A 23,735-nucleotide genomic window follows, 5' to 3' on the forward strand; every position below is an offset into this window, starting at 1 on the left:
TAGTTCGATATCTGCGAGGCTGCCCATTATGAGTCCTCGCGAGCCTGCAACGCCTGCAACATTGCGATCATGCCGGGCAGATGCTTCGCAGCGAACACAAGGGACGCCCCCGCAGGGCGCGCGATGCCAGAGGCGTCCGGCTTCAATCGAGCAATGCGAACAAGGGATTTTCCGGCCCGGTCCTCCAACTCGCCCTTGAAACCCTCGCGTTTGTTGATCGGCAGATACGCGCCGGTCCTGGTAAATGGCTTGGCGACCTGCTCAGGTGGCGGCGCCCAATTATTATTGGCCTTGCCCTTTACGGGTTTGTTCGATAGATTATGCACTTGCAGATGTTCCTTTGGTTTGATCGCTGGCAGGCGATCGGATCAGTCAGAATTAGAAATCGCGAAATGGCCGCTCTCCGTTGGGCGGCCATTTTTTATGACCGCATTCGACGGGGAGTTCTGGTTTCAGGGATTAAGCGGCGATGGCCGGCTCAAGGGGCGGGAGGCTGTTTTTGTAGCGGACCGCTTCCTCAATCGGGATGCAGGCCTTGCCGGCGTGCTTCACGGCGCGAAGCCGGCCGCTGTTAATCTCGTCATAAAAAAAGGTGGTGCCCATCGGGCATAAGTCGCGGAATTGAGAGCCGGGGATCACTGCCGGAATGCCGGCCTCCAGCCACATCTTCACGTTGTTCGCCAAATCGCCCGCGTCGCCCGCGTCGTTAGCGCCGTCTTGAATGCTCATCGTTCTCACCCTCAGTTTGTTCGCCCGGTTTCGCGCGAACACGTTGAAACTGAGGATGGGTTTATTCGCTTCCTCGGGGGGTCTCTAACAAAACGGGGCGACTATTTTGGCCGCCGCTTTAGTTAGGGAGCCTTCTTCTGCGCATTGTGCCAATGGGCGCTGATATTTTCGAGTGTCACCGGCTCCATTCCCAACGCGGCTATGGCAGCTTGCGCAAATAGAGCGCCTTCACTGGCCCGCGACGCCTTGCCCTCCCAAATGGTTGCCTTGAACTCCCGCCGGAAAACCCGTTCGTAAATCTGAGGTAGCTTTTCACCGCAAAGCCACCGCGTTGGACTGCTTTCAATAGTGGCCGGCCATTCCTGGCGCTTTGGCAGGGGCAATTGAGCCTCGGCAATCCAGCCCCCCATAATGCGGGCGGACTCTAAAAAGTTCTCAATAAATGCTGCCGCTCCATAGGAAACGCCCTCTATCGGCAAGGGCAAGGGAAAGCCTATCGGCAATCCTCCGGGCTTGCATGCCTTCGGTTGCTCATCCGCCCAACGCTCGCCAGCGTCTTCTAGCAACTGAAACGCTTTCACCGCCTGGAGATCGGCTTTTCTCAGCGCATCGGCAAACGCTGTTATCTTACTCATGCCCTGAGCGAGTCGTTGCAAGGGCTTTGCCCCCGAGCCGCGCGGGATTTTGGTATAACTTTCTAGAAGATCATAGCGGCGCTTCGCACGGAGCAATAACTTTAGGAGCCGCATTTTTTTATATGCCGGCAAATCGACGTAGCTAGCGATATCGCCGAAATGCTCATCAGCTCGCCCCGCGAGAATCAGAAGGGCCACAAGCGTTTCACTGGGCATGACTTGGGAGGCGCGCAAAAATTCATCGAATGACTGGCAAGCTGCGGCGCTACGGACAAAGCCCAAACCGCCCTTGTCTGTCCACCTCTTGACGATCGCGCGGCTTCTCTCGAATAGCCCGCCATGGTCGTGGTCTAGCCCCGCTGCCATCGCGCACCTCCGCTGGTGCTTCCGCATGAGGACGACGCGGCAGGCTGGTGCGGACCAGCTTTTCGGGAGCTACCCTAGCCGCGCCGATTCGAGATCAGACGAATCGATATTACAGCAACCCGGCGCCTGCATGATCCTTGAACAGTTCCGCGTCGCGAACGTAGCCCCGCAGGGTTTCGACCGATTTATGCCGGGATACGTCCATCATCTTGAAGATCGACGCGCCCTTGCCAGCCGCAGAGGTCAGGAAGCCCGATCGCAGCGAGTGGCCGGAAAACGTGCTGGAGTCGAAACCCGCCCGCCCGGCATACGCCTTGACGATGTTCGCCACCGATCGGCAAGTAAGCCGCGAGGGCCGCACCGTGCCAGCCTTATCGATCGGCCGGAAGATCGGGCCGGAGTCGATACCGGCCGTATCCAGCCACGCCCGCAGCGCCTTCACGGGGCAGGCAATGTCACCCCGGGCTATCGCGATAGTGACGCCTTGCCGTTCCTGATCGGTCTTGCTGCCCCGGATCCTGACTAACAGGCCGGTTTCGGTTTCCTCGATATCGGCCACGTCCAACGCCACCAGCTCGGAACGGCGGAACGCGCCAGCGAACCCGAGCAAGAGCAAAGCTCGGTCCCGCAGCCCTGCAAGGCCATCCGGGGCCGTGGCAACCATGCTGTGCATCTTGGCGGCCACCGCCGGGGCCTTCTTGTTCCTGGCGCCGCCGAATGTCCGGCGGATTCCGCGCATCGTGGCCTTAACCCCTTCCGCGTCCGTAGGGGTTTCGAGCCCCGCCAGCTTGTGCGCGTACCGGATCGCAGCGACGCGCCGGCCGATGGTCGAGGGTTTCGCAGTCTTAGCCTCTGCCGCGATATAGGCGGCCACCGTCTCAGTGGTTGCCGGGAGCGCCCTAACACCCTTGGCGTCGCAATAGACCTTGAACAAGCGGAAGTCCGTCCCGTAGGCCTTCCGAGTGCTTAGGGCCTTCTCTGCTTTGGCGAGGTCGATCGCCCTAGCAAGGTCCGGGCCAAGCACCGCCGGCAGATTCGAGCCGTCCGAAACAATGGTCAGGGCTGTTGACATATGCTGGGCTTCCTTTACTTCCGAGAAATAAGCTTATCGGAAGCTATACCAATATCCTGATAACGTGCAAGCACGAAATGAGGAAAGGCCGCTTTCGGGCCATCGTGTTGCAAATTTGATTCAGCCGCCCTCCCCGCATAAGCTCGCCCTGGGCAATCGAGGGGGGACCAATGAGAACTTTTGGAATTTGGGTCTTTGGGCTGCTGGCGTGCGGCACTTTGGGCGGCCTTATCGGCTCTCGGATCGAATCCGGTTACAGCGACGACACTATCCCGGGGTTCTTCGTCGGCGTGTTCGCTTTTGCTTGTCTCAGGCTTTGGTTTGGTCAGCCGCGGAAAATTTCAAACTGAGACGCCTACCCGAAATAAGGGGAATCGCATGGGCCGCAAGCCAAAGACCACCGGACCAACCGCCCGCGATCCTGGGGCGTTCAAATCTGTCCTGGTCCGCGTAAATATCGAGGGTTGGCGCGCCCTGAAGGTTTTGGCGGTCGAGCGAGAGGCAACGCTAAATGCGCTGGCAGTCGAGGCCTTCAATGATCTGCTGAAAAAGCACGGGAAACGGCAGTCGGTGGAGAATCCGCTTTTGGATTAGCTGGGGGCGTGCCGGTTTCAGCAGACCGAATATTTTATTCCCCATCCCATTGATGTTGCATCGCTCTGGAAAGGTAGTGTTATGGACAGTGGAGCTACTGCTACAATTGTTGCAGCGATTATCGGCGGCGCGGTGACGTTGACTGTGACCTTTAGAAAATCAGCTCAATCACAATGGCAAACACTTTCGAAAAACCGCAAATACGCTGTCTTCACCTTGGTTATTTTTTCTCTCGGATTGCTAATCGGACTTCTTACCCAGGATTTGGGTCTTTCATATTTGATTATGTTCATAATTCTCTTGCTGATCGCCGCCGTCTACTTGTTCGTTGCTAAATCGCCGCCACAATCAAACTGAGACACTACCAAAAAGCCGTTGCTATCAATAGCCAACGGGTTGACCGGATTTGAGTTTTGATAACTGACCTGTGCGCAAAAGGCGCCCCCGCAGCAGCGCGAAATGTTCACATTTGTTGATCCGAAAATGACAGGCCCCTGTAAATTCCTGTATTTTCAATAGATGCGCCAAAGATCGAATTTCGGGAATGGGCACAATCAACTAGCGAGCGCGGGTCTGCCCCGCAGGCGCTTTGAAATGCTTTGGTCTCGCGCGCGCGTATTGGGGGCGAAACTATCCCGCTGGCGTCACTCTTAGGGAATTTGATTAGTCTTGATTGTTTTCATGTAATTGCGCCAGTGGGGAAATTAGTCATCGCATCGAGAACAGCGCGCGGATTTTTCTGGATCAGCAACAGAAGGGTGAGCGCTGCACCTGTCGGTTTTCGTCGGCGCTGTTCCCAATTCCGCAGGGTCTTTACCGGAACCCCAATCGCATTTGCAAAACTGTCTTGCGTCGCTCCGATTTTCCCGGCGCTTAGGCGAATTGCGTACACGTCGATAGCCGGCCCTTTAGGGCATGACATAATTGCGCCAGTGGCGGAATTTGCTTCAACGATCATTTATTGCCCCCTGGTAAGCGCAAAGAACGGCAAGCCGGGGATCTTCTGCCCGAGGGTGTAAGCGAGTTTCCCGAAGTCCGTTTGCGGTTGATATGGCGCGCCAACTAACGTTTGGGCCAGCTTCGATACCTGTCCCGAGGTCGGAGTCAGTGTCGGCCGCTGATCCTCGATTTGCTTTAGCAATTCGGGCGACGGGCCTTGATAGCCAAGTTTCTGCTCGATCGGCCTCACATATTGGTCGTGCACATCTGAGATCATCTGCCTCAGATCGCCGGGCAGACCAACAAGCATTCCGGCGCCGTTGACCAGGCCGGCGCCCAACGATTTTGCAGCGTCCGATCCGTCCCAATCCGCGCGAAATCGCGGGGGAAGATCGCCCTCGCTTGGTGCGTGGACTCCGATAGGTGCAGGGGGAGTGTCATTCGCCATGGCGGTCGTTATCAGCTCTGGCTCGGCGTTGCCGGCTCATCCGGCCACTTGACTTCATCCCAACGAACGCGATCCCAAGACGAGCCGCCGTTAGCGCAGGCCTCGTTGGTCGTGTCCGCTTCTCTGTTTGAGGGGGGAGGACTGTTGTTGATCTCTATCATTTTGTTGCTCGCCATTTGGTTGTGGTGGTAGGATTTGGCTATGAAAATGAGCCGGTGGTCATTAATTCTATTCGTATTGATCGTAAGCAACGTCGCGACGGGTTATGTCGTTAAAAAGAACGCGCCTCCGAAGGTTGATCCTCAGCGCGATATGCTGAATGCCCTTACAAGGATGAGCGATATCCGCACCCCGTTTGTTGTTATTCTTGGCGACAGCATCACCCAAAACGCTCGATTGCCGGATTCGATTTGCGGAATGCCCCTTATTAACGCGGGCGTTGGCGGAAGCCGCGCGTCTACCTTCATTCCCTTCGCGGAAGAGATGGAAGCCCGGAATATTTCGCCGTTCCTTGTCGTGCTCGCCCTTGGAACGAATGACACGGTATTGGACTATCGAACTAATTTTGCATCGGCCTATAAGTTGCTGATTGACAGCCTGCCGCACAGCCCCATTGCGCTTGCAACGTTGCCGCCCAACGATAGAAGCGCGCCAGACGCAATCAGACGAAACCCATCTGCCTTGAGTTCCGTAGACCAAGCAATCCGAGATATGGCAGCGACACGGAAGGCTCCGCTGATCGACCTTGGCAAAATAGTTGGGCTTAAAACTCATGACGGGATACACCCAACCGCCGCGACATATCCGCTTTGGAATAAGGCCATTGTCGATGGGATTGAGGGCGCCATGAGTTGCAAGGGTGTTACCGCCGAAATCGAGCGATGAGCTAAATTTTCACAATCGCGTTCATGAAGGTTTCGGGCTGCATGATAGAAAATGCCGTGCTCGTACCGCCCTGCGCTGTGCCGGTGAAAGTTGATGCGGCTTGGGATGCGCTTATATTTACTGTTGTGGCGGAGCCCGCATTTCCGCCCCCGCTGCCCGAGGTAGCATTGTATAAAGCCCCCGGAGCGGTGCCGGTGATAGCGCCGTTCGTGATTGTGCCGGCTGGCGTATAGGGCGGTAGATTTGCGGTATTAAGCGCAGCGGTTTCAGTGCCGATGGTTTGCCCTGGCGTCCTAGCAGTAAGCCCGCTGCCGGAGCCAGCAACCGCAAGAGCCCTGCCTAGTGTCTTTGGCAAAGACATCCGACAATTTGCCGCCCATGCCGCCGCCGCAGATCCCTGCGCAGCGCGCGTCGTAGCGCTACCCGTGCTCGTAAACATCGGGCACGTCGCGTCAGTGAACGGACTGGCGAACAAAATATTGAATAGGGCTAAATTCGCGACAGAAAAATAAGATGCGCCGGACGACGCGCTGCCCATGGTGCCGTCATTGAACATTAGCCAGCCGGCCGGTGCGGACGAGGCCAGCGTAAAGACAACGGCGCCCGTGGTCAGGATGCCAGTGTTCAGCGAGATATTGCTCGGATTCAAAAGCTCCCATCGCGTATTGGCGAAATTATACCGGAGGACGATTTCAGCCAGCGCGCCAGCAATGTCAGCAACCCCCAGCGCCGAGCCCCCGAGCTTGGTGATCACTTCAGGTGTCAACCCATTCGGGGCAAACGTTGGCGTCGTCGTTGCATTCGCTGCCGTTGCCCGAACATAGCAAATCTGGCCGTCGTTCAGGGTCGTAAGGGCTGGCGTATAGGTCGCGGTTATCGCGTCAGACGTTCCGCCCGCAATCGTCCAGTTCAGCAAATCGTCTTGGACTTGACCAAGAGTTGGAGCATCGGACCGCGCGACCGCATTTCCCAGGTTCGTTACCCGGAAACCGTTCATGGGCAAATTGGCAGATGGAGAGCCCTGACCGTCGCGGGTGACGCAATTACTGAGCCCATTAGCGGCTATGTCGTCCGTGTCGGTGTCCATACGTGAAGACGAGATATCCAGCCCGGCGGCCTTATCTGCGGTCCAAGAAAAAGTACGGTTAAACTGGCCGGCGCCGTTGAAGGGCATCGCTCAATCCCCCTTCGACACGATCGCAGCAGGATCGATGCCGTCACCCTTAAGCCGATTGAGCATCGCGACTCTGATGTAATCTGAGCGAGACGTGAGCTGTTGATTGGCGGCGCGATCCAGCGCTTTTGTCAGAAATTCAGGCGCTCGGATTTGGATCAATCGGTCGCAGCGGGTTAGTTGGTTCATCGGTCACCGGGTAATTGAGCCTGCGTGATGCATGCAGACATCATTACCGACTGAACCGGCGGATCAGAACATCAAGGCTGTTGATCTTGCGGAGTTTGCTGAGATAGCGAAGTTTGTTGAGGGCTAGTATGTCGCCAAACAACCGCGGAAAATTTTTCGATAAGGGGCGCGTCGCGAAGGGGTGGCTTCTAATTCATCGTGCGCTACACGAACGCCGATCCCTGTGTTGCCACACACGTAAAAGAGGTAAGTTTATCCCATCAGCACAGTCATCAGCACTCACCAAAAGACTGCGACCAATTATTTTACCTTTACGGAATCGTCGACCACCCGCAATAGTACGTCGATAAAGCCAACAATGCGCATTGCTTCTTCTTGGGAGATACCGTCTGTGATGTGGTGATGCGTCTTGTTACGAAACGCCGGGACGAAACCTCTCAAGATTTGAGTGAAGCCACGCTGATCGCCTGGGTCGTCGCTAGCTACTCGAAGTTTGGTCTTTGATAATTCCTCATTGAATGCGAAGCAAACCAAATTTTCGCCAACGAGTTCTTTTGGCGCTCCCACCTTATTTCTTATCCGAACCTCCAAAATCTGCGTGGCAACGGTAATCGGCCGGTCAAAGCTAGACGACGCGTGTAAAATGTCCTCGCATCTTTTTAACAACACCGTGTCCCGAATAAGATAGTCGGCGGGTACCCTACTGCCGCCTGTCTGTAATTTGCCAATGACGTCTATGATCGGTTGTAGTTCCCGCACGCTGAAATATTCGAGACGATTTCCGGCCATCAAGATGCGCATGTTGCAATGACCTAGGAACTCAATGTCCTGTTCGGTGTCCCCGACGCCAATCGAAACTTCGAACCTCTTCGCGTGCTCTTTCACAAAATTAGCCTTCATCGCACTGTTCACTGGCTTGATGCACTCCTTGAGCGATCCCTCGCGATCGAATACGTATTGCGAGCACAGAACACGGTCTTTCGGCAGCTTGTGGCGCTCCGCGAGCGTATCAATAAAAAAACTTGGCCCACTAGAGACCAGAAACGTATTTGGGGTCGCAGAAATGAGATCGCTCGCGTTGGTTCGCATTTGTATTTTGCCAAAATGTTTGCGAGCGAAGTTGCGAGTAAATCCAGCCCCACGGAAAAGAGGAACAAAGCCAGCATTAAACTGCTGGTTAGTAATCTTCCTATTCGCGTAGAGCTTCTCAAGTTTAACGAGCTTGTCCTCGACCTTGAGGAACTGAGCGTACTGCAAGTTGATTGCCTTGTCGGTCAGGACTCCGTCTACGTCCAAGAATAATCCTACATTCATGCTCAGAACTCCCATTCCGTTCGGGGGACACAGTACGTGACCGCCACTCCGCCATGGAGGGAATTGAAAACTCGACGCCACCCATCCAACCGCAACCGGAGGTCGAAGGCAATAGCGGACGCACGAAACCGCCATGAACTGCTACGGCAACTGACTCGTCCGCCAAACATAAAGGATTGGATCGCAAAAAATATCGCGCGGCTTTTTGCTCATGCACTGGTGGGTGTGGACGGAAATCACTTGACAAAATTTGCCTGTCAGGAGAGCCTTGCGGTATGATTTACTTATTAATTAAGTGAGGCCGCAGTGAATATTAAATCCCTTCTGCTCGCAACCGTTTGGGTACTGACTTGGGACTGCTCCGCGCGGTCTGCTACTTTGCTAACCGCACCGGATGGGAGTGAGATCCAGACGTGGTTGGATGCAACCGGCCTTTACTCAGGCTCTCTGCAGTTCACAAACATCTATGAAGAATCTGCAGGAGACACCCCGACGACGTTTCACAGCGCGGTCGATGGAAAAGGGCCAACAATCACGCTCATGTCGGTAACCTTTGGGAACCAAACCGCGGTCATTGGCGGCTTCGATCCGCAAAGCTGGAGTTCTTCCACAGGTTACAACATGGTTTCCGATCCAGCGCAAAGAACAGCTTTTATCTACAACTTAACAACCGGCCTGTTGCAACCCGAAACAAGCGCTGCTTCTGGCGCCTATCAAACCTCGAATTATAGTGGCTATGGCCCGGCGTTTGGTGGGGGATACGATATTGGTCTTTATAATGGCAGTCTGAACAATGGATATGCCTTTGCATATTCTTACGGGTCGGGATGCGTTAACGATTGTGAGGCCAATGGGAATATCTTAGGGCTGTCCGGCCAAACTTTCTTCAGCGTAGGTCAACTTGAGGTTTTTACAATTTCGGAGGCCGTCCCCGAACCCTCGACCTGGGCCATGATGATCCTGGGCTTTGCTGGCATCGGCTTCATGGCGTATCGGCGGAAGCAGAACGGACCGGCGTTTAGCGTAGCCTGATCACCAGCCCCGATCAGAGCTGCAGAGAGACCGCCTTCGGGCGGTCTTTTTGTTTGGCCGACTATTTGTCGACCCGTACACGGGCGAGCTTGCGGGTCTCGGGCTGCCCCAAATGCCCGGCCGACTGCAGAATGCATCCACAGCGCCGCCCGGGGCATCGGCCGCCTAATAACCTTAAAATGCGATGGTGAGTGCTAACGGCGCCAGCGGGCGGTACGACACTGCAATGCACCAGCGCGTTCAGAAATTCCTTTGGCGAGTCGCGGACTTCAAATTCATCGCTATCGCCGCTTGGGCGTCTGTTGCAGTTCTCGCCTATGCCACCCTGGCGCACGTCGGATTTGTGTACTCCATATATTTTAAGCTCGCACCATTCTTGCTGCAGGCAGACATGAGAACCTACGCGCATTTCGAACACGTCATTGCATTTATGATTTTCGGAGGAATTTTCGCTTTCGCGTACCCCAAGCGCATCATTTTCGTTTGCTGCGTCGTCTTTTTGAGCGCCGTCATTCTAGAATACTTACAGACCTTTACGCCCGATCGCCATGGCACACTGATTGATGCATTCGAAAAGATAGTCGGGGGCGCGCTCGGAATCTTTGCCGCTCGCGCAATCCGCACGCGTACCAGCGGTAGGTTCAGAATTAACCCGTGGCGTCGATATTCAGCTTAACAAGCGACTCTGGTTGCGGCGTCATCCCGACACGCTATCACTCCCGCACCGGACAATTTCCCCAAACAGTCCGGACCCACGGGCAAAGCCGCCGGCGATCATACTCCGCTTGGCGGCTTTGTTCGTCTTTGCGCCACCTCCCCCAAAGTCAATCCTCTATCTTTGGTGCGGGAGTGATTGACTCAACCGTGGCGGGAGAGTGGGATAAGCCTTCATTTCGGTGGGGGCTGAAGATGCGAGCGAAAACCGTCGCGCTGGTCATCGCGACAATCAGCAACGTGTTTGCGGCGGGGACAGCCAACGCCGACGTCCTCACAATCTCGTATTTTGGTGAGACTTTCAGCGGACAAGATCCCTCTGGGGTCTTTGGCGTACCAGGTAGAGATTTCGCAATCCAACCAGACTCCATCATTCCGGTCAGCCTGGTCTACACTGTGGACACCTCGCAAGGCGTCCTAACCCCGGCGAACATCCCAACGAATATTCCGCCCGGACCCGGCATAGCTTACTACCCGGGGCCCGGACCATCCTTTATAGGACCGGGAACGGCGGTGCTGACGATTGACTCAAACAGTGTTGTCGTGGCCGGGACTGTTGGCCTGTCGATAAATCCGGGAGGCGGCGTTGGAGATTTTAATGGGATTCCAGCGCCAGACGCGCGATTTGCTCAATTCATTTCCGACCCTCAAGGCAGCATTTCTTCGGGCGTAGAAGAACCTGGGCCCGCAATATTTGGTGATTTGTTCGGAACTGGCGATTGGCGGACCGGCACCGCGTTCGACACTTTTTCCTTCGGCGACGCTCAGGGACAATTTTTGACATTGTCATTCAGTGAAAGTTTCGCGCCCACCGTCCCCGAACCCTCAACATGGGCGATGATGATCCTCGGCTTCGCGGGCCTCGGCTTCATGGCTTATCGTCGGAGGGAGCAAGTGGTCGAGACAGTACTCCATTGACTCAACTGCGGCGTGAGCGTCGGATAGGCCGTCATTTCAGTGGGGAGCTGAACATGCGCAGGGTCATCTTTTGTTTGGTGTTGACGTTCAGTGGTGCCCTTCAAGCTGAGGCGACCACGTATGACTACGTCGGACAACCATTCACGAGCTTTACAGGTGGTTGCACTACCGTTCCTTCGCCCTGCTCAAACATCATAGGCTCCGTCACGTTCAATTTCGACACTTCCCATTTTACTGGAAATCTAATCCTATCTTCTGGCGACACCGCGTTCCTTACGGAGGGCATAAACCCAACGTCTCCTCTTGGGCCTCTTGTTCCTGTTTTTCCTTCTTCGACGATTTTGTTTAATCCCCAACAAATAAGCTTTGTTTCGGAACTTTCTGGAAATTTCACTCTGGTAAATGGCTCAATTACGTCGTGGGCTTTAGGTGGCGATACCCACCTTGTAGGATGCGGTGGCGGTCCGGGCTGCGAAAGTGGGAGTTCAAGCGTAGGCACGACACCGACTAGCGATCAGAGTTCGGCGTTTCAACAAGCATCAAATGCTTTCGGCGGGAGTTGGGGTGCGAGTAACGACGGCGGCGGCGTTTGGACGGAAGAAGGACTAGCGGCCGTTCCCGAACCCTCGACATGGGCGATGCTGCTGATCGGGTTCGCTGGGATTGGCTTTCTGTCGTTGCAAAACCGAAAGCGGCTGAGCTTTTCGGGCTAGGCGGGGGTAGCAACGTGGGGTAGTTTTGGCTAATGCAGCACGTCAAATCTCTAGATGGCATCCGCGGCTTGGCCGTCTCGCTCGTTGTTCTCTTCCACTTCGGCATTTTGCCATCTGGCTGGATCGGGGTGCAGATTTTCTTCGTACTATCCGGCTATCTGATCACCAGCATTTTGTTGCGCGCAAAAGAAAGGCCGCTGGGCGAATATCTGGGTCGCTTTTACTGGCGCCGATCACTCCGCATCTTCCCGTTATATTTCGTGTTTCTGGCGGTCGCTGCCATCGTCTATTCGGAGGCCGGTAAACCTAGATCTTTCGACGTCGATTGGCCATATCTGCTAACCTACACCACGAATTTTGGGCGGCTTCGATCAACGGATGTTGGCCCGACTTTCGTCCATCTGTGGTCACTGGCGATAGAAGAACAGTTTTATCTGCTCTGGCCGCTGCTCGTTTATTTGCTGCCCTTGGTGACGTTCAAGCGCATCGTCGTTGCTCTATTGTTTCTGTCGCCACTCGCTAGACTTGGCCTCTACTTCGCTTTCCGGGGCCAAGACGCCGACTGGATCGGGCGCAACATCTATTGCCTGCCGATCTCGCAATTCGATGCCTTCGCTGCGGGTGCAGCAATCGTCCTGTGGCGGCTACAAGAATTGAAGTGCGCGCCCCGTTTACTCGCCTTTGCGCTACTTGTGACCGCGATATGCGGAGCCGCGGTGCTGGTTCACGAACATTTAGTCTACAGGGCGGCGATGAAATGGACGTTCGGCTATTCGATGTTCTTAATGCCGGCCAGCGGTTTCGTGTGGGGCTATTCGTTGCTCAATTTATTATCAGTCGCTCTCATCATCTGTGCTTTGCAGCGATTGCTGGCGCTGCGGCTTTTGGAATCCCCGCCGCTCGTTCGCGTCGGCACTATCTCCTACGGAATCTATGTTTATCATCTGCCGATTCTGTTGGTGGCAAACTCATTGCTAATTTCGAGAGCGGCGATCTTTTTTCTCTACTGTTCTGCTGTTCTGATTATATCCGAGATCAGCTTTCGCTTCCTGGAAGCGCCGTTCCTGCGCTTAAAGGAGAAGAAAATCCCGCTGCGGATACTTCAAAACGAGTATTAAATCTTTCGCCAAGCCCCAAAAAACGTCGTCTAGACGCCAGTCGCAACGTGGGGTAGCGTGGGGGGATAAATGAACCGAGGGTATTTTAAATGTTGCAGTCATGGGATCGCGACGCCCTGAAGACGGCGTTCGCAACCGCCAAGCCGATTCCTTTCGTCAAGATTGACAACTTTCTAGTTCCTGAAGCTGCCGCAGAGATTGCAGCGTCCTACCCCCCATTCGAGAGGGCGCTGGAGCAGGGAAGAACATTTTCCAGCGTCAACGAACGTCGCAAGGTTCAGGTCACGAATGCCAAATTGTTTTCAGCGCCCGTGTCTCGCTTGAACAAGCTGCTGGCATCACCCGAGTTCTTATCGGACCTCTCTTACATCACGGGAATGCCCAACGTCCTCGCCGATGAACTGCTGCTTGGCGGCGGGATTCATATGACGGGGCCGGGCGGTCGCCTGGATGTGCATGTTGATTTCAACTACATCGAAGACCGCCAACTTCATCGCCGTCTAAACCTTCTTCTCTATTTGAACTCGCCGTGGGACCCTCGCTGGGGTGGTCAATTCCAACTTTGGGACAAAGAGGTCAAACATTGCATCGAAACATTCGATCCGATCTTCAATCGGTGCGTCATATTCGAGACTAACGAAACAAGTTTTCACGGCGTCGTGCCGGTCTCGCCGGAAGCACCATTGCCAAGAAAATCATTTGCGACCTACTACTATACGAAGGAAGCCCCCACTCACTGGAATGGCGTCAGTCACAGCACTGTTTTCAAAGCTCGGCCCGACGAAAAGGCGAAGGCGCTTTTGCTGATGCCTGCGGAGGCCACAAGAGACAGAATTGATGTGGGTATTCGCAAATTAAAGGACGGCATCAAGAAGGTTATCGGGCGCTGATTTTAGCTTACTGATTCCACTCGTGAATAGCGTCATAATTCGTGTACTGGCCGCCTAACGAATAAACTCCGGGGAACAGTCCCCAAATATTGGCCTCGTATCCGTACTGAGCGGGCTTGACCTCACGCCCTTTTCCCGCGCTCGCTGCTACGAGAGCGGAATAATAATTTGTCTTTATCATGTTCTTATAGCTGCCGGTGTTGGCCGCCGCACCGGCATTGGTTGTGTCGAGTTTCCAGCCTTGGATCAGGTTTAGAACCTGTTGAGCCACCACGGCTACGCTCGCGCCGTAAGCGCTTACGTTCCACCCGAGATTTGTCATTTGCGTAACGAGGTCGCTCGTCGCTGTCGTTGAATTGGTGCCGTTGATTGCACTGTTCGAAACCGACCATTGCGGCGCACCTTCGTAGTGCATGATGCCAGCAACCGATAGGCCATTGGAAGTTCGCGCACCATCGAAGCTACCGACAACTGACTCGAAATTAGCCCAGAAGAACTGAAACGCCACCCAATTTGCATTTTGTAGAGGATTGATGGTCGAAGCCGTCCAATCGACCATCGCGCCGCCCGTGATGTTTATCGACCCCGAAACCAATCCGGGCACGTTCAATGTCGCCGTCGTTCCGCTGGTCGGTGAGATCGTCGTGAAGCCGCCCTGCGTGTTGACGTTTGAAAGCCCGGTGCCAGTTAGTTGGAACAGATAAACGACATCACCGACAGTCGGCTGCGTGGTGATGTTGATCGGGCCCGAGAGCGTAAGGGTCAGTTTGCCGTTCGTGGAACAACTTCCGGAAACGATTGACGCGCTTCCACGCTGAGTGGAGAACATCGCGGCCATAGCCGAGAAGGCCGATGCGGTGTTTCCGTTGGTATAATCGAGGCTCGCCTGTAGCCATGTCGCGTTGTCGCTGACGGTGCCAAAAATAGTGGTGTTTTGGTTGTTATCTGCCGTCTCTCTGAGATAGTCTGAATACCAGTAATCAGCATGTCCTGTCGCCGTGACATATGCGCCGTTGCTGTCCTTGCCATCGATTGGACGATTGCCAACGGTGGAATAATCCGCAACGCCGAGACCGCCAGCAAATGCGCTCCATGAATTGTAGATTGGGTTAGAGGTAGTGAGTACCGCGCCCTGTAGTCCGTTAACGGTGAAATTCTGGCTACCAGTGAACGCCTCCTTTTGCGCTCCCATTTGAAGTATGTAGTGATCGGATAGCGAGCGGCCCTTTCCAGTCCATGCTGTCTTTGACAAATTGCCATATTGGATAGTCCGCAGCGCGCCCCAGCTCCATTGCTGGGCCTCGCTATTCCCCGCTACCGGCGTATAAATTCCGATTCCAAAACCGAGATACAAGCATTTAGCAAATGGCCCTTGCGAGAAGTTCCAAAGCTCGTTGCCGACTTCTGTGCCAAATCTGAGGCCGGAAGTCAGGCCGGTTGTTGCATCCCCAAAAAAATTTGTAACTGAAGTGATAAACGCCGCCTTCGTATAGACCGGCCAGTTGTACCAGCAATGAGCGCCGACCTGATTGCAAAGCTCGGCGATGGCCTCGAATGGAATGCTGACGACCATGCCGCCGGCTTTATAAATCCAACCACCGAGTATCTTATTGTAGATGAAGGTTGCGGCGGTTCCAGAAGTGAGCGTGGTAACGCCGTCTCCGATAACGCCAGAATTGTTGTTGATCGTAATCGTGCCGAGACTACTAGGAGCCTGCAATGTAACCGAATTGCTTGTGGTGCTGATCACATTCAATTGGGAGTTAAGGCTACTCACCGAGCCAGTTCCGGTCAGACCGGAAACTTGAAGCGGGTTAGCATTTTGGATATTCCATAGCAAAGAGCCGACCGAGAAATTAAGGACAAGGTGTCCGGTCGCGCTTGTATAGGTGGCGGAAGTCACGGGCACACCTGGAGCAATCCGGCCCACCGTGCAGATCGCAGGACCGGGAACATAGGCTATTGTGAGCGCCCCAGCCTGCGCGGTGCGAGGATAGACCTGTATTGCTGGCCCTGAGTTACCGAAACCAATCTTGGCAGCGGCCAGCGTGGCGTCGGCACTCAATGCGACAATCAGATTGGCGCATAGGTTGGCGGCAGAAACGGTATCGTCCTTGCCTGCCGGACCGTTCGTAGAGGTGGTGTAGCTGAAAGTGTAAGTCGATCCACCAAAAAGCTGCGGCAACGTCCATCCCGACGCGCTGAACGTCCATTGCATGGTCAGGCCGGCAGACGCCGCTGGTGCTGAGATAATCAGCAGATTTGGGTTCGACGTGAAGTCGAAAATAGGGGCCGCAGGCCCTGTGCCAACCGCAAGCGTTGGATTGGCCGTAGCATTGACTGCACTAACGGTCCCCTGCACGATGGCGCTGTCAACGTAAGCGCCACTGCTCAGAACCGATACGGGGCTTGTGTCGGCGCACGTCAGCGCATCGCTGGTGTTAGTGATCGTGCCTACCTGATAAGCCAGCGGGAAATAATTGGTGGTGTTGTAACATATATAGCTCGCTGGCATGCGGTTGGCGAAGTCACACTCATAGCTGCCCTGCACGCCGCTCGTATCCATGAAACGCAGCCAGCCGCGCTGCGACATTGGCGCGCTCGCGTGATTCATCAGATATTTGTACTGGTCCCGCAACGTCGGATCATTGATCTGACCGGCAAGAACAGCCGTCTCGTTCGCCGCCGTGCAGACCACCAGATTGGTGAATCCCGAAAGCGTTCCGGTATTCAGAATAGAAAGCGTTGGCCCCGTGTTTAAAAGGGCCGCTTCTGTCTGTACACTGGGGCCTCCTGTCCCCGTCACGGTCGGGTTGACTACGCCTGTCGATCCGTTGAGCGTGAATTGCGTGCCGCTGACGTTCGTAATCGTCCATGATCCGTCCGAGTTTGGACCGTTGACGAGATTAGAGCTGCATCCAACCGAAAACGATACTTGCGATCCGGTGTCTAAGCCCGAACCGAATGCAATATTTAGGGTTGTCGTGATCGTTACGAGTGAGCCGTTGCCACCACTGACGGATGCAACGAGCGCACCAAACTTGAAGACGACGCGTGGGTTTGTTCCGAGGGCCGCCTGAATCGTTGTATTGGTTGTGGTGCTACCCTTGCCGCCAACGTTACCAGAGCCCGCGACGAATTGCGCTCCGCTATAGATGATCGCGGGCATTCCACCCCATTGGGTGTCAGCCGCGCCAGAATAACTCCAGACAAACTGCCCGTAATATGCAGCGGGAAACGACCCCTGTGCTGATATCGCGGAGGATGGTGTTGAGGTTGGATAGCCATTTGAATCGGCGATACTAGCCGGTACGTTGAATGAAAAGCCCTTGGCGAGATTAGCCCATCCGCTGCCGGTTAGAGCGTTGATCGTGACGCGGTTGTTGTTGCCGAGCGACGCAAACGACGCGAATGAAAGAAGCCCGATCGTCATATTATCGCCAAGCCGCAACAGCCAAGCCACCCGCCTGAAGCGTTGTCCAGTTCGATGTCACTGGTCCAGTCGCCGTTGAAACGATCGGTGAGAGATGGCCTGAATATTCCTTGTTGCCAGAGCCTCCCAACGCATCCGTCGTAAACCCGGAAATCGCGGTGCCAGAACCGCCAGCAGCCCCCGCTAGACTATTTGTCGCAATAACAAAGCCTCCTGCGGTCTCCGTAAATGATCCGGTCGTGATCGAGGCACCGCTTGCCGTCGTACCTTGAGCCGTGGATGGAGTCGTGGAGACAAGTAGTGCATCATCTACCGTGTAAGCGGAGATCACAACCGTAGCAAAGAATGTACCCGCTGCTGTGACGACGACATCTGCTGTGGTCCCGGTTGGCACGTCTGCCGAAGCAATGGCTACACCTTCGTTTGTATTTTCGAGCACATGAATCGTTGCAGTAATAGTGCCGTTGATAACGACGCTAGTCAGGCCGCCAGTGAACGTATTCCCGCTCACAAGTATAGCCATGATAATTCGGCGCGTCGTAAACCCGGACGCTGGCCCGATGTTCATGCTGGTGAACGTCGAAGTGTTGGTGGAATTAGTTCCGGCCGTCCATTGAAGAAATGTCAGAACTGGAGGACCGGGCAGTCCCGCCGCCGCATACGCTCCCGCGCCTGTCGTTAAAAGCGGCATATTAAGCAGCCTTAAAGCCGTTAGCGGACGCCTTGGTGTTCGCTCCGGTCGTTACGTTAGCGCAAAACAGCGCCGTGTTTGCTGTCGGTTGCCGCAGCGGCGGATTGAATGTGATCGTCGCGCCGCCGTAGTTCGCCGCGGCCGGGATGGTGTAAAACGCCGTCCCGCCCGATCCGTCCTGAAGAACGATGTCAGTGCCCTGCGTGGCGTGGGCGTTGGAAGCCGTCACTTGCGTGATCATGTTGTGCAAGCCGGCGCCTGGCGCGGCGAGTAGAGACGTAGATGTCGTGCCCGTCATCGCGGTCGTAATCGCGCCCTGCACGAGGTTTGCAGCCGCCGCGAGTTGTGTAGTCAACGCGCTCTGATCGCTCGCGAAGGCTACCGGCGCACTCGCCGCCATCACGGCTTGACCGTTCGCGTTCGCGTTTGTGATAACGACATTGATGCCGGCCGCGAGCAGCTTCACCAAGCCTCGCAGGAAGGCGGTAACAGAGCCCGCGGCATCGGTGACGACCGCAGCATCCGCCGTGGTTCCCAGGACTTCGGCCCCGGTGCTGTCAACAAGGGTCTGTTCAGGGACATTTGGTCCCGCGCCCGTTCCGCTCGTATCGTTCTGGCGAATGCCGCCTGGGATCGTCGTGCCCGCTCCGTCTTTCGCTGCGACGGCAACATTGTGCAGTGTCATGTTCTAGCCCTCAAAGTCCGAGAATGTAAGTGTTACGGAAGTCAGACATATCCATTGCGAGCGCGACGGGGCCACCTGTTGGCGTTACCGTGATAAGGAATGGCTGCGTTATGGAAGATCCGGCGCCATTATTGGCGTTGATGGAAATGGCATCCGAACCTGCGCTCAAGGCCGCAGCTACGTTCAAATTAGAACCGGAAATGGCGAATAGGCCGCCAGGATTGCTTGCGAGTGTGAAGGTATAAGTCCCAGTACCATGAAGGACCGAAAGCGTACCGACTGTGGTGCCAATCGTAGCTGCGCTAGAAACGGTGGATGACGACAGGGAAATGCGCGGCCCCCCACCGCCGATCGAGCCAGCGCGGCTAAACCCAGATCCTAATTTTCCGAATGCCATGATCAGGGATTCGAGATGACGGAGATTTTCAGGCCGCTGTTTTCAACAACGCCGAAATATTCCGGCGTAAGCGCTGGCAACATCTTGTTGGCATTTGTCGCAGTTGGATTGGTGCCAAATTTGATTGAGCACTGCACATCGCTGATAACGCGAACAAATATGGTTCCTGCATTGAGCGTCGCGGAGGAGGCTACGCCGCTGCTAAAGTCCACGGGTGCCTGATCAACAATAACTGGCTCATTAGCTATCTGTGCCGTAGTGCCGTGGGCGTTACCGACCGTATTGTATTCCGAGATATACAGTTTCGACATGAATGGGATCCATGACGTCCGGCCCGGAAAGACCCGACGCGGCAAAGGGTGATCAAAGATCGCCGGACGCCATGGATTGAGAATTTGGGGCATCCGCGTCGCTCGCTTTCCGGGCGAACAATGCGGGCATCATGGAAGCATCGTTGAATAGCCGCTATATCACGGCTGCGGATGTTGCGGAGATTGTTGAAGTTGCGAAGATTGTTGAGGCGGTCGAGAGCCGGCCTTCATCGTTTGGATAACGCCCGCGCGCCAGCTAGCCGCGCCGTTGAGCGAACATTGCGGCGCCGATGAATCCTGCTAAACAGGCAGCCATTCCCAACGCGTCAATCTGGATAGCGTGGCGCGGCACACCCAGCACGACATGCGCCAGATAGGCGCCCACGAAGGCGATGAGGGCTGCGCCGATAAATGCGGTACCGTGAAGGGCGACATATTTCATTGATTAAATATGCATCTATGGGATACGAAGACAATAGGAATGATTTGCCCTGGCGCCCAGAAGCAACCCACCGGGCTTGTAGAGCTAGGCCTGAAGGTGGAGTGAAAATATAGATAGTGGCGTTTCTTGGAGAGCGTTTATGGCAATCGAAAATTTAAGAGACGAAAATCTTCTGCGCTTTTATGACGGCATCCGCGAACAAGTCGAAGCTGACCGGAACTTCCGACACAAATTCATGACCGGATCTTCTGTGAAACAGAACGCAGCGGCTTTGCGCGAAGAAATAATTAAACGGCGATTACATCACGCGCCTATTGAGTGGGTAGAGATCGGCGACGGCTTAGAGCTGGGGCTGAAGGTGAAGAAATGACGAAGATACCGGGCGAAATTGAACCGTCCAAGCCGATAACCTCGGCCGAGCGCGAAGCGCGTAAGGCATTTCGCCGGGTCGATGCCGAGAAAGCGATGACTGAGCACGAGATCGCGCAGAAAGCATTTGCCAACAACCGAGAGAGGCTCAAGGCCGAACGGCTGGCGCGGGAGGCAACGGGCGCGGAGACGAAAGCTAAGCCCAAGGCGAAGGGGAAATGACGAGCCCAAGTCCAGCGGGCCGCCCTTGGACGCTTACCGACGACAATATGTTGCGCAAGCTAAAGGCTTCGGGAATGAATCAACGGCTGATTGCTCAAAAGATGAAACACTCCATCGGAGCCATCCAATCGCGAATTTTCCTTTTTAAAAAAACCCTGAAAGCAGTCGGCACCCAAAGCCTGATTTGCCACGCCCTCCGGGGGCGGCTTTCGCGCGTCCCTCCTTGCGGGCCGACCGCAGGTTGAGCTTGGATATGTTTCTGCCGAGGGACAACGATGCGACCTCCTCGAGAAGCCAAGCCCCTTTGGTTATGGGTCACGGTTGAACCGTTAAATTTTTAGTCTTTTTTGTAATTCAGTTTCAGATGATTCCTGCAATGCTGATTACGTATTGGGAGGTCCAACCATGAACTGCTACGAAGATCACGGATTGCCGCTCGTTCGACTAAAAGAACAGCGTCGCGAATTGGTTGCGGCACTAATAGGACGGAAGGATCCGATATCGAATCTTGAGATTGCGGAGATTGCTGCGCTTCAGCAGGCAATTGCGGCTATGGAAGCCGTCGTTGGTGATCTAGATTCGCAAATCGAGTTCCCCGCGGCGACTAGGTCCGCTTCTGCTTTTGGCATTGGCAAGGGACGGGCCGTTGGGAACATGGGTTTTACTTTTGGTCGCCGCGCTGTACCGCCGCCGATGCACGTTTAGACTTGCGGCCGGCAAAGAAAACGATACAGAGACCGCCTTCGGGCGGTCTTTTTTTTACTGACACCACGCCCGCACTCTGGCTTGCCATCCAGGCCGCGCATCCGGCGCGAAAGCATCAACTTCGGTGCAATCGCTTAGGGGAATAGGATTGTCGAAATATCTATTGTCCTTGTCTGCCGCGCTCGGCGGAAAACCTTCATTGTGGCTGCCGCGCCCGTCAACTCGCGGATTGCTTTGCCCGTTGTATTGGCCGCTATATTGACCGCTGTACTGCCCAGAATAGAAGCCGTCCTGCTGACGACCAACGCTTTGAGCCGAAACCGGCATGGACGATCCCACGAAAATTAGAAACGCTAGCGTCACTTTGTTCATGTTTGTGCTCCGCTGGCCCTTCGCAGAAACGGGCACATCGGGCGGAAGTTCCGGCGCCGAGCGCAATCAATGGACCAAGAGTCAACCCTCTATCTTTCGCGCGGGAGTGCCACGGTCAGAGGATAGAGTCTTGAATTTCCTTCGGCGCCACTCGCTTGCGACAATGACGGTGCTGATGCCGCCCATTTCTAAAACCCAATTCCAACGCAGTCCCAGAACTGTCTCACCGATAAACCTGTCGATATGGTGAAACGATGCCGCCCGGATCAAGACGAACGCCAGAATCGTTGTTGTGCCAACGAGAGCGAGCCATGTTGGCGCGGGAGATTTCCTGGCGAAGGTTAGCAACACGCAGATTATCAAAATACAGGCTGCGGCCACGCCCATAATGAACCAAACTTGGACTATCCGACGCTCGTTGTACCAGCCTTGATGGTCCGCGACGACGCGACCGAACTCGGTCAGTGCCGTTTGAAGGTCAAGCTGTTTGTTGATTCCGAGAGCGACAAACAGAAACGAGATCGCGCGCCATGCGTATTTTTCGCTAACTACAAATCCCTCTTTTACGCGCACAATATTCGCAGTCTTCGACGTACTCACCACTGCTAGGATATAGAGAAACACCGTTACCCAACCTCCTAGGGATGGATCCCCGATTCCTGGACTCCAATTGAATTGGTGCATTAAAATATAGCTCTGACCAGAACTAGGAAGGGGTAGCTGTACGGCTTTCAGAGAGTAAAGGCAGCATATTTCGCGCGGCGGCGATTGTCGCGCCGGGATTGGCTTCGCTCAACCATAAGAAGGGGTCGCTAGCCTGCGGACTTGGTGATGGCCGCGAATCCCAGCGCAGCCCGCCTGAAATACAGCGTAACCAACTCGCTCTCCCGATCTCCGGCGTGATAAGCCCGCAAGGCCTTCGTATCGCCATCCAGAAACATGGCGAGAGCTACCTTGCTGACGGACCACGTCCCGCCGCCAACCCTCCGGCCGAGCCCGTGGACTTCACACCAGGCACGAAGCGTCGTTTCCGATTTGCCGGCAATGGTGGCAGCCGTTTTCAGGCTGATGCATTCCCGCTTATCGAAGGGTGAGAGGATCTTCCTGTCGTCCGCAAAAGCAGCTCTTAACGGCGTCACGCTTGCAATCGTCAAATTCCGATCAGTCTCCGGAGCCATGCGAACCTCCGGCAGTTGCAACAGTGGCCGTTAGTTCTGGGCAGGCCGGATCAATGCCGTCCGCCTTGAGGCGTTCGATGACGCTGCGGCGCACATACTCGCTTGCAGTCATCAAGCTTTGTGCCGCGGCCTTCTCGATCGCTACGGGGAGGGTTTTGGGGCACCGGATTTGCAGATTGCCGGTGAAATGATTTTCAGGCTTTCGAAGGGCGATGCCCATTTGCTAGCTCCGCGAAGTCGAACCGCGCGGAACCCAAACCGCGAAAGGGGTAAGACTTGCTGCGGTCGCCCCGACATGCGGGCAAATCAGCTAGTGGGGACAATGTAATCGCACTGTGCTGGGAAATCAAGGATATCGTGATGTCACGTTAGCGAGCTATCGGAATAGCGTCTAATCACCGTCGCTGCACGCCTGCGGGCGGCCACCGGATCGAATGCAAGCGCGATAAGCCCAAGGCTCGATATAGCTTCCGGCGAACATGCCGGCGCCCTTCCCCGCTGCCTTTACCTGATCCGCCGCATAAGTCCCGCGCGAATACTTAGGCCAATCCAGCGCCAGCCCGCCCCCTACAAGCCACCGCGCCAGATCAACATCTGACACTGAGCACACCGCCACAACGCGCCGATAGCGATCTGTGGCCCGTGGCGAGCACGTTACAGCACGCCCGCCGATGTAGTCGGCAAGGCCGTTCGCTGCCGCTGACCCGCACCGGAATAACAGGCTGTCCGCACCGCGGCAGAGTTGCGCACTTTCGGGTGCGTCAATTCCCCAAAGTCGAATGCGCTGGCCGTGGATCTCGATGGTGTCGCCATCGATGACGCTCGCTTGTCCGATGATGTCCTGGGCCGCCGCGGGCGAGGTCAGAACGAGCAGTACAGCGAACGCAATCGGCTTCATTTTGCTTTGAGCCGGACGCCCGGTTGCCCGTGGTTCAAAATCTCTACGCCCGCCGCGTCCAGCGCGTCCATTACCGCCTTGATGGTATCGAGCCCGCTTCCGAGCGTTGCCGATTCCTTGCCCTCCATTGCTGAAATCGTCGTGACGTTGATCTTGGCAGCTTTGGCGAGCTGGGTTTGGCTAAGCCCCGCGAGGGCTCTAGCCGCCTTCAATTGGTTTCCGGTCGTAAGCATATTAGTGACACCCATTATCTAAACTATGATACCCGAAAATATATTGGGTAGACCCGTTGACCGCAAGGC

The 23,735-nt window shown here is 55.3% G+C and carries 31 protein-coding genes and 1 pseudogene; 12 read left to right on the top strand and 20 right to left on the bottom strand.

The features are described from left to right. Positions 1–26: 26 nt before the first annotated feature. From B5527_RS25760 to B5527_RS25775, 4 genes are all read right to left on the bottom strand, one after another. A complete protein-coding gene (locus tag B5527_RS25760) occupies positions 27–326 on the bottom strand; it encodes a hypothetical protein (RefSeq protein WP_079604044.1) in 300 nt (99 codons plus the stop codon). 133 nt (positions 327–459) lie between these two features. Then, complete coding sequence (locus B5527_RS25765; protein WP_079604045.1) at positions 460–729, bottom strand: hypothetical protein; 270 nt, start codon at positions 727–729, stop codon at positions 460–462. A gap of 122 nt (positions 730–851) precedes the next feature. Further along, positions 852–1,730, bottom strand: a complete 879-nt coding sequence (locus B5527_RS25770) for a hypothetical protein (protein WP_154072522.1) — start codon at positions 1,728–1,730, stop codon at positions 852–854. Between the two features lie 109 nt (positions 1,731–1,839). Next, positions 1,840–2,664 (bottom strand): site-specific integrase, encoded by an 825-nt coding sequence (locus B5527_RS25775; protein ID WP_245332249.1) that lies wholly within the window; start codon positions 2,662–2,664, stop codon positions 1,840–1,842. A 516-nt stretch (positions 2,665–3,180) separates the two neighbouring features. On the opposite strand from B5527_RS25775, the gene B5527_RS25785 reads away from it, so the two are divergent. Together B5527_RS25785 and B5527_RS25790 are read left to right on the top strand one after the other, a co-directional pair. Then, positions 3,181–3,396 (top strand): ribbon-helix-helix domain-containing protein, encoded by a 216-nt coding sequence (locus B5527_RS25785; RefSeq protein WP_079604049.1) that lies wholly within the window; start codon positions 3,181–3,183, stop codon positions 3,394–3,396. 81 nt (positions 3,397–3,477) lie between these two features. Next, positions 3,478–3,753, top strand: a complete 276-nt coding sequence (locus tag B5527_RS25790) for a hypothetical protein (RefSeq protein WP_079604050.1) — start codon at positions 3,478–3,480, stop codon at positions 3,751–3,753. Positions 3,754–4,075: 322 nt separating this feature from the next. Here the strand turns inward: B5527_RS25790 and B5527_RS44480 are convergent, their stop codons facing one another. Both B5527_RS44480 and B5527_RS25795 read right to left on the bottom strand, forming a co-directional pair. After that, positions 4,076–4,354: a helix-turn-helix domain-containing protein gene (locus B5527_RS44480; protein WP_154072523.1), complete on the bottom strand. Its 279-nt coding sequence runs from the start codon at positions 4,352–4,354 to the stop codon at positions 4,076–4,078. After that, positions 4,355–4,675 (bottom strand): hypothetical protein, encoded by a 321-nt coding sequence (locus tag B5527_RS25795; protein WP_079604051.1) that lies wholly within the window; start codon positions 4,673–4,675, stop codon positions 4,355–4,357. It abuts the gene before it with no gap. 309 nt (positions 4,676–4,984) lie between these two features. Between B5527_RS25795 and B5527_RS25800 the strand changes: the two genes are divergently transcribed. Further along, positions 4,985–5,668, top strand: a complete 684-nt coding sequence (locus tag B5527_RS25800) for an SGNH/GDSL hydrolase family protein (protein ID WP_079604052.1) — start codon at positions 4,985–4,987, stop codon at positions 5,666–5,668. Position 5,669: 1 nt separating this feature from the next. Here B5527_RS25800 and B5527_RS25805 read toward each other — a convergent pair whose 3' ends face one another. Both B5527_RS25805 and B5527_RS25815 read right to left on the bottom strand, forming a co-directional pair. Next, on the bottom strand, positions 5,670–6,842 hold the full coding sequence (locus B5527_RS25805) for a hypothetical protein (protein ID WP_079604053.1): 1,173 nt from the start codon (positions 6,840–6,842) through the stop codon (positions 5,670–5,672). A 489-nt stretch (positions 6,843–7,331) separates the two neighbouring features. Then, positions 7,332–8,345 carry a TIGR02391 family protein gene (locus B5527_RS25815; RefSeq protein ID WP_172842664.1) on the bottom strand — a complete coding sequence of 338 codons (1,014 nt, stop codon included), beginning with the start codon at positions 8,343–8,345 and terminating at the stop codon, positions 7,332–7,334. 306 nt (positions 8,346–8,651) lie between these two features. Between B5527_RS25815 and B5527_RS25820 the strand changes: the two genes are divergently transcribed. The 6 genes and pseudogenes from B5527_RS25820 (at position 8,652) to B5527_RS25845 (ending at position 13,730) form a co-directional block, all read left to right on the top strand. Beyond that, positions 8,652–9,377 (top strand): PEP_CTERM-anchored TLD domain-containing protein, encoded by a 726-nt coding sequence (locus B5527_RS25820; RefSeq protein WP_079604056.1) that lies wholly within the window; start codon positions 8,652–8,654, stop codon positions 9,375–9,377. A 226-nt stretch (positions 9,378–9,603) separates the two neighbouring features. After that, positions 9,604–10,053 (top strand): VanZ family protein, encoded by a 450-nt coding sequence (locus tag B5527_RS25825; RefSeq protein ID WP_172842665.1) that lies wholly within the window; start codon positions 9,604–9,606, stop codon positions 10,051–10,053. Between the two features lie 842 nt (positions 10,054–10,895). After that, a pseudogene (locus B5527_RS47815) lies at positions 10,896–11,009 on the top strand (PEPxxWA-CTERM sorting domain-containing protein); the annotation flags it as partial. Positions 11,010–11,062: 53 nt separating this feature from the next. Then, positions 11,063–11,722 carry a PEP-CTERM sorting domain-containing protein gene (locus B5527_RS25835; RefSeq protein WP_154072524.1) on the top strand — a complete coding sequence of 220 codons (660 nt, stop codon included), beginning with the start codon at positions 11,063–11,065 and terminating at the stop codon, positions 11,720–11,722. 32 nt (positions 11,723–11,754) lie between these two features. Then, positions 11,755–12,840, top strand: coding sequence for an acyltransferase family protein (locus B5527_RS25840; protein WP_079604060.1), 1,086 nt, complete (start codon positions 11,755–11,757; stop codon positions 12,838–12,840). Positions 12,841–12,929: 89 nt separating this feature from the next. Next, positions 12,930–13,730, top strand: coding sequence for a 2OG-Fe(II) oxygenase (locus B5527_RS25845; RefSeq protein ID WP_079604061.1), 801 nt, complete (start codon positions 12,930–12,932; stop codon positions 13,728–13,730). Positions 13,731–13,737: 7 nt separating this feature from the next. Here the strand turns inward: B5527_RS25845 and B5527_RS25850 are convergent, their stop codons facing one another. The 6 genes from B5527_RS25850 to B5527_RS25865 form a co-directional block, all read right to left on the bottom strand. Then, entirely contained in the window at positions 13,738–17,163 is a 3,426-nt protein-coding gene (locus B5527_RS25850) for a beta strand repeat-containing protein (protein WP_154072525.1), read from the bottom strand. A 1-nt stretch (position 17,164) separates the two neighbouring features. Next, complete coding sequence (locus tag B5527_RS44485) at positions 17,165–17,686, bottom strand: hypothetical protein (protein WP_154072526.1); 522 nt, start codon at positions 17,684–17,686, stop codon at positions 17,165–17,167. Positions 17,687–17,855: 169 nt separating this feature from the next. Continuing rightward, the gene (locus B5527_RS25855) at positions 17,856–18,539 is read right to left on the bottom strand and encodes a hypothetical protein (protein ID WP_079604063.1); all 684 of its coding nucleotides are present in this window, start codon (positions 18,537–18,539) and stop codon (positions 17,856–17,858) included. A 10-nt stretch (positions 18,540–18,549) separates the two neighbouring features. Continuing rightward, complete coding sequence (locus tag B5527_RS44490) at positions 18,550–18,936, bottom strand: hypothetical protein (protein ID WP_154072527.1); 387 nt, start codon at positions 18,934–18,936, stop codon at positions 18,550–18,552. A gap of 2 nt (positions 18,937–18,938) precedes the next feature. After that, positions 18,939–19,247, bottom strand: coding sequence for a hypothetical protein (locus B5527_RS25860; protein ID WP_154072528.1), 309 nt, complete (start codon positions 19,245–19,247; stop codon positions 18,939–18,941). Positions 19,248–19,503: 256 nt separating this feature from the next. Then, a complete protein-coding gene (locus B5527_RS25865) occupies positions 19,504–19,689 on the bottom strand; it encodes a hypothetical protein (protein WP_079604065.1) in 186 nt (61 codons plus the stop codon). Between the two features lie 139 nt (positions 19,690–19,828). On the opposite strand from B5527_RS25865, the gene B5527_RS25870 reads away from it, so the two are divergent. From B5527_RS25870 to B5527_RS25880, 3 genes are all read left to right on the top strand, one after another. After that, positions 19,829–20,059, top strand: a complete 231-nt coding sequence (locus B5527_RS25870; protein ID WP_079604066.1) for a hypothetical protein — start codon at positions 19,829–19,831, stop codon at positions 20,057–20,059. Beyond that, the gene (locus tag B5527_RS25875) at positions 20,056–20,280 is read left to right on the top strand and encodes a hypothetical protein (protein WP_079604067.1); all 225 of its coding nucleotides are present in this window, start codon (positions 20,056–20,058) and stop codon (positions 20,278–20,280) included. The genes B5527_RS25870 and B5527_RS25875 overlap by 4 nt, the downstream gene beginning before the upstream one ends. Positions 20,281–20,685: 405 nt before the next feature. Continuing rightward, on the top strand, positions 20,686–20,985 hold the full coding sequence (locus B5527_RS25880; RefSeq protein WP_079604068.1) for a hypothetical protein: 300 nt from the start codon (positions 20,686–20,688) through the stop codon (positions 20,983–20,985). Between the two features lie 54 nt (positions 20,986–21,039). On the opposite strand, the gene B5527_RS44495 is transcribed toward B5527_RS25880, so the two are convergent. The 6 genes from B5527_RS44495 to B5527_RS25905 form a co-directional block, all read right to left on the bottom strand. Next, entirely contained in the window at positions 21,040–21,357 is a 318-nt protein-coding gene (locus tag B5527_RS44495; RefSeq protein WP_154072529.1) for a hypothetical protein, read from the bottom strand. Between the two features lie 81 nt (positions 21,358–21,438). After that, entirely contained in the window at positions 21,439–21,981 is a 543-nt protein-coding gene (locus tag B5527_RS25885; RefSeq protein ID WP_245332250.1) for a hypothetical protein, read from the bottom strand. A 188-nt stretch (positions 21,982–22,169) separates the two neighbouring features. Next, positions 22,170–22,535 carry a hypothetical protein gene (locus B5527_RS25890; protein ID WP_245332251.1) on the bottom strand — a complete coding sequence of 122 codons (366 nt, stop codon included), beginning with the start codon at positions 22,533–22,535 and terminating at the stop codon, positions 22,170–22,172. Beyond that, the gene (locus tag B5527_RS25895) at positions 22,519–22,755 is read right to left on the bottom strand and encodes a hypothetical protein (RefSeq protein ID WP_079604070.1); all 237 of its coding nucleotides are present in this window, start codon (positions 22,753–22,755) and stop codon (positions 22,519–22,521) included. The genes B5527_RS25890 and B5527_RS25895 overlap by 17 nt, the downstream gene beginning before the upstream one ends. 171 nt (positions 22,756–22,926) lie before the next feature. Continuing rightward, on the bottom strand, positions 22,927–23,433 hold the full coding sequence (locus tag B5527_RS25900; protein WP_079604071.1) for a thermonuclease family protein: 507 nt from the start codon (positions 23,431–23,433) through the stop codon (positions 22,927–22,929). Further along, positions 23,430–23,666, bottom strand: coding sequence for a helix-turn-helix transcriptional regulator (locus B5527_RS25905; RefSeq protein ID WP_079607496.1), 237 nt, complete (start codon positions 23,664–23,666; stop codon positions 23,430–23,432). Before B5527_RS25905 ends, B5527_RS25900 begins: the two co-directional genes overlap by 4 nt. Between the last annotated feature and the right edge of the window lie 69 nt (positions 23,667–23,735).

Source organism: Bradyrhizobium erythrophlei (assembly GCF_900129425.1).
Lineage (GTDB): Bacteria > Pseudomonadota > Alphaproteobacteria > Rhizobiales > Xanthobacteraceae > Bradyrhizobium > Bradyrhizobium erythrophlei_C.